The following is an 11,665-nucleotide window of genomic DNA, read 5'->3' as shown; positions in this document are numbered from 1 at the left end:
GCGAGGCACCGGAGGCGTACTGGAGGTACGTCGAGGACCACGAGGCAGGCGGCAACGCAGCCCGACGAAGCTTATAAAAAGCCGAAAAATGCGGAAGTGGCTCAGTGGTAGAGCATCGCCTTGCCAAGGCGAGGGTCGCGGGTTCGAATCCCGTCTTCCGCTCCATACAACATGCGCCCGTAGCTCAGCTGGATAGAGTAACAGACTACGAATCTGGTGGTCGCAGGTTCGAATCCTGCCGGGCGCGCCATTTATGTAGGGGAGTAGCTCAATTGGTAGAGCGGCGGTCTCCAAAACCGTAGGTTGCGGGTTCGAGTCCTGTCTCCCCTGCCATTTATTTTATTTGCATATAGACTGCGCCCGTAGCTCAGCTGGATAGAGCATCTGCCTTCTAAGCAGAGTGTCGCAGGTTCGAGTCCTGCCGGGCGCGCCATTTATTTATGGTGACCGTCGCCAAGTGGTTAAGGCACAGGGTTGTGGCCCCTGCATGCGTGGGTTCGACTCCCATCGGTCACCCCATATACGAAGTTCGAGGTTCGAAGTTGGAGGTTCGAACCTTTTTAATGCGAATCCTAAAGCCCCCATCCGCAGGGATGGGGGCTGTTATTTTTTATTAGAGTTGTACGCCAGGTAAGACTTCGGTCAAAGGAGTATAGGGCAGATCCAGAGCCTCAGCTACTGCCTGATAGGTCAGCTTACCATCGACAGTATTAACTCCACGGGCCAGAGGCTTGCTTTCCCGTACAGCTTTTTCCCAGCCTTTGTTGGCCAGTTCCAGAGCATACGGCAAGGTAACATTGGTCAGGGCAAAAGTAGAAGTTCGGGCCACAGCACCAGGCATGTTAGCTACAGCATAGTGAACCACACCGTGTTTTTCGTAAACCGGATCACTGTGAGTGGTTACCCGGTCAATAGTTTCTACTGAACCACCCTGGTCAATGGCTACGTCGACGATTACGGAACCGGGTTTCATTTGCTTGACCATTTCTTCGGTAACCAGTTTGGGCGCCCTTGCTCCCGGAATCAGAACCGCCCCGATGAGCAGGTCAGCAAAACGCACAGCCCGTTCGATGTTGTAGGAGTTAGACATCAGGGTTTTAATGCGGCCACCGAAAATATCATCCAGGTAACGGAGACGGTCAGCGCTCTTGTCAATAATGGTTACCTGAGCACCCATACCCATAGCCATCTTGGCAGCATTGGTACCTACCACACCGCCACCGATAATCACTACATCAGCAGCAGGTACCCCGGGCACACCGCCCAGCAGGATACCCTTGCCACCCTGGGGTTTTTCCAGGAAACGGGCACCGATTTGCACTGCCATCCGGCCGGCCACTTCAGACATGGGAGTCAAGAGGGGCAGGGTGTGGTTGTCCAGCTCAACGGTTTCGTAAGCAATGCCCACTACCTTCCTGGCCAGCAGGGCCCGGGTCAGTTCCGGTTCGGGAGCCAGATGCAGATAGGTGAACAAAACCTGGCCTTCTTTAAAAAGGTCATATTCCTGCGGCAGGGGCTCTTTTACCTTCATAATCATATCGGCAGCAGCAAATACTTCCTGAGGAGTGGCCAGAATTTCCGCCCCAGCAGCAATGTATTCTTCGTTGCTAATACCGCTGCCTGCACCGGCATTGTTTTCAATTACTACCTTATGCCCGGCAGCGACCATTGCCTGGACACCTGCCGGAGTAATAGCAACCCGGTTTTCATTATTTTTAATCTCTTTGGGTACACCAATAATCATAAAAAACATACCTCCCTTGAATTTCTGCACCATCTACTATTGCAAAAATTGTGCCGATTTGTCGAATAGCTTATTAATAAGGTTCCCGGTTTCCATTCTTTTATTTTGGCAATATTAGTTTCCAATTATGGCAACGTAAATTGCCGATGGCAAGATTAGTTGCCATCGGCCAGCTGATATTTCTTGATTTTATTTTGCAAGGCAGTGTGAGATAGCCCTAGCGCTTTAGCCGCCTGGCGCCCACTTTTATACCGACTGAGGGCCTGACGTATAACTTCTTTCTCCACTTCAGCAACAATTTCAGCCAAAGTGCGCATTTCCCCAAAATTGTTTCTGGGAAGGGTTGAGCGCACTTCCTGATTTCTTTCCAGGAGTATATGCTGTTCCTGCAGACGCGGACCCGCTGCCAGATTCATAGCCCTTTCAATTACATTTTCCAGCTCGCGGATATTGCCTGGCCAGTCATAACTCTCCAGCCGCTTCAGAGCCTGAGGTTCAATGACCTGGACATTTTTGTCCAGGCGCTGGTTAAACTTTTCAATAAAGCTTTTCACCAGACCGGGGATATCTTCTTTTCTCTCGCGCAAGGGGGGCAAATATAGAGGGACAACATTTAAACGGTAGTAAAGGTCTTCCCGAAAACGCCCATTTCCAATCATTTCCTCCAGGTTGCGATGGGTAGCACAGATGATGCGGACATCTACCGGGATTTCCTCTTGCTCCCCAATTCTTCTCACTCTCCCTTCCTGCAATACTCGCAAAAGCTTGGCCTGCAGATGGGGAGATAGTTCTCCGATTTCATCAAGAAAAAGGGTACCCTGGTGTGCAAATTCGAATAGCCCCTGTTTACCGCCTTTTTTGGCCCCGGTAAAAGCTCCTTCGCCATAGCCAAACAATTCCGCCTCCAGCAGGGAGTCAGGCAGGGCAGCGCAGTTAATAGGGACAAAGGGCTTGCCCCGCCGCCGGCTGGCCATGTGGATGGCCCGGGCCAGCAGTTCCTTCCCCGTACCGCTCTCCCCCCTGATTAAGATAGTGGAATTGCCTCTGGCTACGGTCTGCGCCAAATCGATTAGGGGGCGCAAGGAGGGACTGGTCTTGAGAATATCTGCAAAAGTGGTCATTGGCGGCTGGGTTACCGAGTAAACCAGCTGTCTGACCTCACTCATATCCTTGATACTGGCTACCACCCCGATAACCCGGCCCTTTTCATCTTTAATCGGACGTCCGGTAGTCAGGAAGTGCAATCTCCCCCGCCTGGTATTGAGAATCATTTCTTTATGGGAATAGGGCTGCCCATCCTGCAAGCATTTGAGCATGGGAATATCCGGGCTTAAAATTTCCGCTACCGGTCGGCCCAGAGCTTCCTGCCGCTTAATGCGGAAAATAGTTTCCGCTACCGGATTAATGGTTACGATTTTGCCCTCCTGATCGATAGCCAGAATACCATCACTGATGGAATCCAGCAAGGCCTGTAAGTGCCATTCCCGTTCCTGGTGGGGCATGCGCTCAACCAGTTCGACGTCCTTGACTCCTTCCACCTTATGCAATAGCAGGTTAATCCGGCTGAAATCCAGGCCCGTCGGCAGTTCCGCTTCCATAAACATAACATTGGGGGAAAGTTCAAGAGTAATGATGTTAACTTGTTGCAGGGAAAGCTCCCTGGCTATATCAGACAAAATCCCTACCCGATCCTGGTAGACAATGCGAAATCGCAGTATAGCCATAATTCCCCTCCTAGCAGGGTCGGCGATACTCTTCCGGCAATTCGGCAAGATAATTTAAAGCAAAGGCATCTTTAGGATTAAATTCCAGTGCCTTGTAGAAACATTTAGCAGCATCATCCAACTGACCCCGCTTCTGATACACCAGGCCCAGGTTTGTCCATAAACCAGCATCCTTAGGTTGTTTAGCAATAGCCAACCAGAGATAATCTGCTGCTTTTTCCAGTTCTCCCTGGACAAAAAGACACATAGCCAGCTCATTGTAAGCGGAAATAAACCAGGGAGCCTGTTTTACTGTTTCGCTTAAAACAGCAATCGCTTTATCATATTCCTCTAGATAACGATACGTCAGCCCCAGGTAGTATTTTGCTTCCCACCAGTCGGGATATTTTTTTACCAGGGGTTGAAGCAGCAAAGCTGCCTGCTTCAGCTTGCCCTGAGCCAGTGAAGCTCGCCCGCTTTTAAACTGGGATTCTACCAGTTCTATTCTATCGATATCATTGATTAATTGTTCAATCTCCGCCTCTACTTCTACCGGCACTCCCAGCTCCCGGGCTTTTTGCCAGGCTTCTTTAGCCTCAGCCCAGTCGCCTAGATGACGATAAACAAACCCTAGACGGTACCAGGGCAGAGCCCAGTCCCCTTTAATACAAATCGCTTTTTCCAGATATTCTTCCGCTTTTTCCAGCATTTCTTCCCTTTTGCTGTTTTCATTAGCCCTGGCCGCTTCTTCAAGAAAATACATGCCATAATTATAGAGCAACTCCGGCTGATTGCCATCTAGACGAGCAGCTACCTGCCAGTAGCGTAACGCCCAGTCTTTTGCACCTTTTTCAGCAGCTTTTGCTCCTTCTGCCACCAGTTTTTCCGCCAGGTTGGGGTCATAATTCTGAAGAAACTCCCAGTATTTCTGGTGGTTTTCCGGGTCGATTTCCTCAGCCAGCACATATACCATTCCTTTAATGAAGTAAGCCCAGGGAATACCCTTATCGTTATTGAACATATAAGCAAGGTCTTCCTGCACCACAGGCAAGGGAAACCTCTCGTCAATCACCACATTCCCTATCATCTCTTTTTCTCCCGCTTGTAGATAAAAGTATTCAATCACCATGACAACCTCCCCTACTTATATTGAAGCAATAATGCTAAAATCCCAGCTCCAATCAATGGTCCTACCGGTACCCCCCGTAACAGGGCCACACCCATGACTGTACCGATGATAATCCCTGTTGCCGCCTGAGGCAGGTCGGATAATAAATGGACTCCACGCCCCCCAAGATAGGCAACCAGTACCCCAACTGCAATCCCCAGCAAACCGGAAGAACTGCGCACTGTTTGCCAGATGGTTTCTAGAGAAATCGCCCCACTGGCCAGGGGAGCCAGTACCCCGATAGTCAGAACTATTACCCCTAGTTCCAGCCCGTGTTTTTCTATGAGGGGAAACAGCTTGTCCAATTTAAGTAAACGCAAGGCCAGTAATAAACAGGCTGCCAGAGCAACCGTATTATTCCGGCCCAGTATCCCTAAAGCCAGTAAAATTAACAAAAGGATATTTTGCCCCATATCCATCTCTCCTAATGTTGATGCACAATAAAAATTGTGAACATCCCTACTACCAGCCCAATGGCCCCATACCAGGGATGATTGCGGTAGGACTTGGGAATCAACTCCAGGGAGGCGATATAGATCATGGTCCCGGCCACTACTGCCATAATAAACCCATCGAAACGAGCAATCAGGCTATCAGCCAGCAGGCCCAATAAGGTTCCCAGGGGGGTAAAAAGCCCAACCAATGAAGTCATGGCTATCGTTTTCACCAGGCTCTGCCGGGCCAGACGCCAGGGCACGGCAATAGCCATGCCGATAGGAATATTATGCAGGACTACAGCCAGCAAAATAGCCTCTCCCAGGTGTTCCCCAACCGTGAAGCCAACCCCCACTGTCAATCCCTCAACCAGGTTATGCAAGGCCGTTCCTAAAGCCACCAGGAACCCCAGTTTCCATAAATGGACCGGGTTAAGATTGGTATGATCCAGGTGGATACAGCAGCCACAATCCGGTTCTTTGCTGCTGGCTATCTCCTTTTCCACCTCCGGATCAAAACCATGGGTATGGTGGGCAATCCTGTCCATACCGGCCAGGAAAAGAAAGCCAAGGCAAACACCGATGATAGTCCGCGGCCAGCCTGCTGTTTCCATAGCTTCTGGCAACAGATCTGTACCAATCAAAGCTGCCATTACCCCGGCGGCAAAACCCAAAAAAGCTGCCATCAATTTCTGGTCCGGCTTGCGAATCTGATAAGCCAGGATCGCACCCAGAGTAATAGTTAAACCCGCCGCTAAACTCATACTGAGATGTAGTAACAATCTATCACCCTCTTCAATAGCTTTACCATAACATATTCGTTAACTCTTGTCCATAATTACAGGAAAAAGTTATACCCACCCTAGCTGCGGTGGGTATAAACCTCCAGGATGAACTGTTGTAATAAAATGTTATCCTGCTCACTACCGGGTAACAATAGCCGCAAATCCACCTGCCATTTACAGGCAAGAGCCGCCAGTAAGCGGGCCAGGTCTCCCCAGTTTTTTCCGTAAATTTTACCTTCTGCTACATTTTGCAGCAATTGCTGCAACAGCTCTGCCTTAAGCCACTGGCTCAGTTGTTGACTGTCTATCGCCAGCAAATAACGGGTTGCAGCCAGAATCACCCTGGGCGCAAAACTGGTTAAGAGTGGTCTGATGTTGTTCAACCTGATGGGATTTCCTTCCCGGGCCAGCTGTTCCAGTACCCCCTCCCAGTCAGGGGGATTCCTGGTCTCCAGCAAATGTCTTTCCAGCTCGTCATAACAGCCCAGTCGTCCCAGGATAGCCATGGCTATCTGGCGCAGCTGCACATCCTTTTCCTTACGCAGGATTTCCAGCAATGCCGGTACAGCTTCCTCCCCAACCAGCTCCCAGAGGTCTACCGGTATTTGCAGCTGTTTATCACTGGCTTCCTTCAAAAAATCCAACCAGTCAGTTAACCAGTGGAACTGCCAGGCTCTTTTGAGCAGGCCTATGATTTCTTTCTGTCCTGCCGGTTCAGATTGTAACAGCATAGCTAACCAGCGATCCAGTGCCTCTTTGTTCCCTGAATCCCAGGGAGAATAATACTGTCCCCAGGCCAGCAGGGGTTCATCTTCTTCCAGGTCCAGTCGACTTAACTGACAATCCATTTCCCGGATAGCCAGCCGCATTACCAGCCGCTGGTCCCGCCGCAAAGACCAGAGCAAATGCCGTTGTTCCTCTTCCCCCAGATTTTCCATCAGGGCATTGAGAATAGCCAGACGTACCCGGGATGGCTGCTCAGTCTGATATAATAAAGGCTGCAATAGCTCAATACTATCCACTTCCGGCAGGTAACTGAGACAATAGGCAGCCTTTTCCCGCACATAGGGAGATGGGTCCGCCAGCCCCTGTTCCACCATTTCGATAAGCTGAGTACGGCTCAGCCCTTCCACTTTCTGAACATCCGGGTTGGCCAGAGCAAAACAAATTATTCGGTAAACCATGCCCCGAACATAGACACGAAAATCCCGCAAAGCCTGCTGTAACCATTCTCCACGGATAGAGCAGCCTACCGCCAGAAGCTCTACTGCTCCCTGCCTAACCGGCCATTCAGGATGTCCCAACCAGCTGGCCGCTTCTTCCGCCACAACCTGGGCCACCAGCTGATCTCCCTGCCGCCGCAGATGTTTTATGCGCTTGGCCCACCAGCGGGTCTTGGGTATACTTCCCGCCAGAATCAGGCGACGACTGAATTCCCGGGCCAAATCCGGGTCTTCAGCAAACTGGTCCAGGGCCTGATGAATCTGCCAGGAACGGCATTTAAACTCCCCTAAAATAGCAGTCAGTTCCAGCAATTTTTCTGCTGCAGCAAAATCAGCTTTACTGGTGCCCTCTATCAGTTGCTGTAAAGTCTGCTGAAAATTCACGGTTATCACCTTCACTTTCCGGTGATAACTATTTCGACGTTTACGAACCGAATTCCTTCAGTAAATTTTCATTTAAACTGGCATTCGCAGTAAAAAAAGAAGGTAAAGCCAGCAAAATCACCATTATACTGGTAATACTTACGGCCCCTAAAAGCATAAAGGCCACCATAATCTGATACTTTACTGCTACCAGAGGAGAGACTCCGCCCAGAATCAGCCCGGTCATCATGCCTGGCAGCTGTACCAGGCCCAGAGTGCGCAAACCATCAATGGTAGGGAGCATCCCCGTCTTGATGATCCGGGGGCGAATCTCTGCTACACTCTGGGCAATGGTAGCACCCAGATAGAGGGCGTTCATTATCTCTTCCCTTTGTTGCACCATGCTCTCTTTCATGTTTTTCAAAACCAATCCGCTGGCTACCATAGCATTGCCGGCCAGCATTCCGGCCACGGGAATCATTTCTTTAGGAGTAGCTTTAATAGCTCCTGTAAGCACTAATACCAGCAACGGTACGGCCACCCCGGTAGCAATGGACAGTATGGTTATCCGTTTTACCCGCGGTATCCCCTCTCCTCTTCGAGCCGCGTTTCCTCCAGCGACAATAACCATGATTCCGATCATGGCAAGAGTAAAATACCAGCGGTTTCGGGCAAAAACCCAGTTAAGTAACATTCCGATGACCAGAAGCTGGATTACTGCTCGTCCCACACCCGCCAGCATTTCCTTTTCCAGCCCCAGGCGAAAAGCTCTGGATAAGAACAAAGCCAGTATTACCAGACTGGAAGCCAGTACCAGGGCCAGGTTATTCATGAAAAACCCCCCCTTGCTTCAAGTGGAGAACATTCCCCATTCGCTCCAGTTGCCTGGGATCGTGACTTATCCAGAGGCAGGCTCCTCCCCGGGCACAATAGCGGCGAATTATTTTTTCCACTCTGAGACTATTGTCCTCATCCTGGGCTGAAGTAGGTTCGTCCAGGAGCAACACTTCTGGTTCCAGCAAAAGGGCACGGGCCAACGCCAGTCTCTGCTGTTGCCCACCCGATAACAGTTCAGCCCGTTGCTCCGCCGCAATTTCCGGTAAGCCCAATTCAGCCAGCAAGTCCCGGGCAGTCGACCAGCTAAAACTTTTTCCCCGCCAGAGCAGGGGTTTTTGCAAATTCTCCGCCACAGTACCTCGAAATAAAAAAAACCGCTGCGGCACCAGAACCATCTGATGCCTCAAACTTATCGGATCAATAGTAGTTATGTCCCTGCCATTAAACCAGATCGTTCCTGCTGGTGGCTGCCAGTAGTTGATAAGATAATGTAACAAGGTACTTTTTCCCGTACCAGAAGGACCACTTATCAGCTTCCATTCCCCGGCATTAAGTTGAAAAGAAAGATTATAAAAAAGGGGCGGAATGGTCAGCCCCTTCACTTCAAGTTTGGATGAAAGCATACAAACTCGCCTCCTCAGCTGCTGTCAGCGGCCGGGCCTCCCCTGGAGCCAGTGCCGGATCCAGCTGCAAAGGGCCCATACTCATTCGCTTTAAATAGATTACCTTTAGTCCCAGAGCTGCGAACATGCGCTTAATTTGATGATATTTTCCCTCATGGATGGTAATCAGCCCTTCTCCCGGAGTTTCTGCCCGTAGAATCTCCAGCCGGCCAGGTTGGGTCAGGTAGCCATCTTCCAGCTCTACCCCCTGCTCAATAGCCTTTTGCTCCCTTTCCCCCAGCGGACCATCCACCCGCACCAGATAGGTTTTATCCACATGATGTTTGGGAGCTAGCAGGCGATGCGCCAGCTGACCATCAGTAGTCAGGAGAAGGAGCCCTTCAGTATCTTTATCTAATCTTCCCACCGGGAAAAGATTCGGTCGCCGCCACTCAGCCGGCAATAGATCCAGCACCGTCCTTTCTCGCCGGTCGGTAGTGGCCGTAATCACACCAGACGGCTTGTTCAGCAAATAATGAAAATGCCGCCGATAAGTAAGGCACTGGCCATCTACGGCCAGACAACAGCTCTCCGGGTCGATGGGTTCACCTGGGTCATTGGCTAGCCGCCCGTCTACCGTAATCTTGCCAGCCTTAATTAAGCCTTTGACTTCTTTTCTGCTGCCCAGACCCAGATGGGCCAGAATCCTGTCTAAGCGTTCCCGAGCCACTGTTCAAATTCCTCCATTGTCATCAAAACTTCTCGGGGTTTACTGCCTCCATAACTGCCCACTACTCCCATTTGCTCCATGATATCGATGAGCCGTGCAGCCCGCGTATACCCGATGCGGAAGCGGCGTTGCAAAAGGGAAGCAGAAGCCTGACCATATTGAATAACCAGACGGATAGCTTCCGGCAGCAATTCATCCTCTTCCTCCAGGTTTTTGCCTTCATTATTGTTGTCTTCGCTACCAAAACCCACCAGATAATCAGGCACGCCTTGCTGGCGCCAGAAGTTAACCAGTCTTTCAATCTCCCGGTCACTGACAAAGGCGCCCTGTACCCGGCGCGGTTTGGGTTGTCCCAGGGGGAAGAAGAGCATATCTCCCCGGCCCAGCAGTTTTTCTGCTCCAGCCATATCTAAAATGGTGCGGGAATCTACCTGGGAAGATACGGCAAAGGCTATACGGCTAGGGATATTGGCTTTGATAATACCGGTAATTACATCTACCGATGGCCGCTGGGTAGCGATGACCAGATGTATCCCTGCCGCCCTGGCCATCTGGGCCAGCCGGCAAATGTATTCTTCCACTTCCTTGGAGGCCACCAGCATCAGGTCTGCCAGCTCATCAATCAGCACCACAATCAGGGGCAAAGGCTGTTCCTGGCGGGATACCAGCAGCTGATTATAGCTTTCCAGATTGCGCACACCACTGGCAGCAAACAGGCTATAGCGGTTTTCCATTTCAGTTACTACCCATTTTAGCGCAGCAGTAGCCTGTTTGGGATCAGTTACCACCGGAGCCAGCAAGTGAGGGATGCCATTGTAAACTGATAGCTCCACCATCTTGGGGTCAATCATCAGGAACTTGACCTGCCAGGGCTGGGCTCTGAAGAGGACGGAGGCAATCAGGGTGTTCATACAAACCGATTTTCCCGAACCAGTAGAACCAGCAATCAGCAGATGAGGCATGCGGGCCAGGTCAGCTACCACCGTTTCCCCGGCAATATCCTGGCCCAGGGCCACCGCCAGCGGCGAAGGATGCTTGCTTACCTGGGGATCCTCCAGCACCTGGCGAAAATAGACGGGCCGGGCCTGACGATTGGGTACTTCAATGCCCACCGCCGATTTGCCAGGGATGGGAGCTTCAATCCGAATATCGGCTGCCGCCAGACTGAGGGCCAGATCGTCGGCCAGACCAACAATCCGGCTGACCTTAACCCCCGGTGCCGGTTGCAATTCATAGCGGGTAATGGTCGGTCCACGGCTGAAATCGGTAACCTGAGCCTTGATGCCAAAATGAGACAGAGTCTGCTCCAGCAAGGCAGCGTTTTGAAGGATTTCCTCATCATCATCGTTGGCAGTCTGTTCTGTCGGTGGCAAGGTAAGAAACTCCAGAGGAGGCAGTACTGACTGCGGTTCCTGCCAGCTGGCTCCCGCCTCCTTGCTGATCTCTAGCGGCTGAAGCGGTTTCTCTTCTAATTCAGTCTGCACTACTGTTTCTTCAGACTCTTCCCCATCTGCTGTTTCAGCATCCCATCCCTCCAGTTCTTCCCAGGCACTGGTCAGAGCCAGTAACTCATCGTCAGTCAAGAGCCGGGTAGGGGACATGTCTTCCTGAAAAGATTCTGTGATAGTCTCCGCCACAACCGGGGCCATTTCCATGGCCGTTGCCTGTGCCGCCAGTATTTCCCCTTGCCTTTTTTCCGCTTCCTTTTGTTTTTTTCGCTCCAGTTCTTCCAGCAACACGGGACGCCGGTAGCTAAACAATTCCTCAAACTTGGATACCGACAATCCCTGAGCCGGACTGCGTCGCCCCGCACCCGGACTCACCCCAGTATCCTGGTTAGCCGGCGGTGTAACCGGTCTGGCTTTCTCCGTAGCCGGCTGAGATGCTGATTGCCCCAGATTTTTAATATAGTCAATCAGATCCCGCCCTTTTGGAGCCGGAATCTCCCGATAAAATCTCGGTTCCTCTCCCATGTTCCCTGAAACCTGGTTCAAAAAACTTGACTGTTTTTATCTCCAGCCAAGTCGGCCCCCAGACCAGGCTTTCGCCTCCTTTCCGAATACTTGATTTGCCCCC

General features: G+C 51.2%; 10 protein-coding genes and 5 tRNA genes. 5 read left to right on the top strand and 10 right to left on the bottom strand.

The window, feature by feature from the left end; translation table 11 throughout:
- The first annotated feature begins 90 nt into the window (after nt 1–90).
- The 5 genes from B5D20_RS12885 (at nt 91) to B5D20_RS12865 (ending at nt 519) form a co-directional block, all read left to right on the top strand.
- Nucleotides 91–165 (top strand) — tRNA-Gly (locus B5D20_RS12885).
- Nucleotides 166–173: 8 nt separating this feature from the next.
- A tRNA-Arg gene (locus B5D20_RS12880) sits at nt 174–250 on the top strand.
- A gap of 7 nt (nt 251–257) precedes the next feature.
- Nucleotides 258–333 (top strand) — tRNA-Trp (locus tag B5D20_RS12875).
- Nucleotides 334–356: 23 nt separating this feature from the next.
- Nucleotides 357–433: transfer RNA gene (locus tag B5D20_RS12870), tRNA-Arg, on the top strand.
- 10 nt (nt 434–443) lie between these two features.
- A tRNA-His gene (locus tag B5D20_RS12865) sits at nt 444–519 on the top strand.
- Nucleotides 520–613: 94 nt separating this feature from the next.
- On the opposite strand, the gene ald is transcribed toward B5D20_RS12865, so the two are convergent.
- From ald to B5D20_RS12815, 10 genes are all read right to left on the bottom strand, one after another.
- A complete protein-coding gene (gene ald / locus B5D20_RS12860; RefSeq protein ID WP_078666617.1) occupies nt 614–1,744 on the bottom strand; it encodes an alanine dehydrogenase in 1,131 nt (376 codons plus the stop codon).
- Nucleotides 1,745–1,899: 155 nt separating this feature from the next.
- Complete coding sequence (locus B5D20_RS12855) at nt 1,900–3,468, bottom strand: sigma-54 interaction domain-containing protein (protein WP_078666616.1); 1,569 nt, start codon at nt 3,466–3,468, stop codon at nt 1,900–1,902.
- A gap of 10 nt (nt 3,469–3,478) precedes the next feature.
- Nucleotides 3,479–4,573, bottom strand: coding sequence for a tetratricopeptide repeat protein (locus B5D20_RS12850; protein WP_159071772.1), 1,095 nt, complete (start codon nt 4,571–4,573; stop codon nt 3,479–3,481).
- A 14-nt stretch (nt 4,574–4,587) separates the two neighbouring features.
- The gene (locus tag B5D20_RS12845; protein ID WP_242946631.1) at nt 4,588–5,028 is read right to left on the bottom strand and encodes a DUF441 domain-containing protein; all 441 of its coding nucleotides are present in this window, start codon (nt 5,026–5,028) and stop codon (nt 4,588–4,590) included.
- A gap of 11 nt (nt 5,029–5,039) precedes the next feature.
- On the bottom strand, nt 5,040–5,831 hold the full coding sequence (locus B5D20_RS12840; RefSeq protein WP_143311875.1) for a ZIP family metal transporter: 792 nt from the start codon (nt 5,829–5,831) through the stop codon (nt 5,040–5,042).
- Nucleotides 5,832–5,911: 80 nt separating this feature from the next.
- The gene (locus B5D20_RS12835) at nt 5,912–7,441 is read right to left on the bottom strand and encodes a HEAT repeat domain-containing protein (protein WP_078666612.1); all 1,530 of its coding nucleotides are present in this window, start codon (nt 7,439–7,441) and stop codon (nt 5,912–5,914) included.
- A gap of 40 nt (nt 7,442–7,481) precedes the next feature.
- Nucleotides 7,482–8,252 (bottom strand): ABC transporter permease, encoded by a 771-nt coding sequence (locus B5D20_RS12830; protein WP_078666611.1) that lies wholly within the window; start codon nt 8,250–8,252, stop codon nt 7,482–7,484.
- Complete coding sequence (locus B5D20_RS12825) at nt 8,245–8,880, bottom strand: ABC transporter ATP-binding protein (protein ID WP_078666610.1); 636 nt, start codon at nt 8,878–8,880, stop codon at nt 8,245–8,247. The genes B5D20_RS12830 and B5D20_RS12825 overlap by 8 nt, the downstream gene beginning before the upstream one ends.
- On the bottom strand, nt 8,861–9,589 hold the full coding sequence (locus tag B5D20_RS12820) for a pseudouridine synthase (protein WP_078666609.1): 729 nt from the start codon (nt 9,587–9,589) through the stop codon (nt 8,861–8,863). Before B5D20_RS12820 ends, B5D20_RS12825 begins: the two co-directional genes overlap by 20 nt.
- Nucleotides 9,571–11,562, bottom strand: coding sequence for a DNA translocase FtsK (locus B5D20_RS12815; RefSeq protein WP_078666618.1), 1,992 nt, complete (start codon nt 11,560–11,562; stop codon nt 9,571–9,573). The genes B5D20_RS12820 and B5D20_RS12815 overlap by 19 nt, the downstream gene beginning before the upstream one ends.
- Nucleotides 11,563–11,665: the final 103 nt, after the last annotated feature.

This window comes from Carboxydocella sporoproducens DSM 16521 (assembly GCF_900167165.1).
Lineage (GTDB): Bacteria > Bacillota.
Note: the sequence above shows the minus strand (reverse complement) of the source record. Positions and strands in the feature narration are given on the sequence as shown.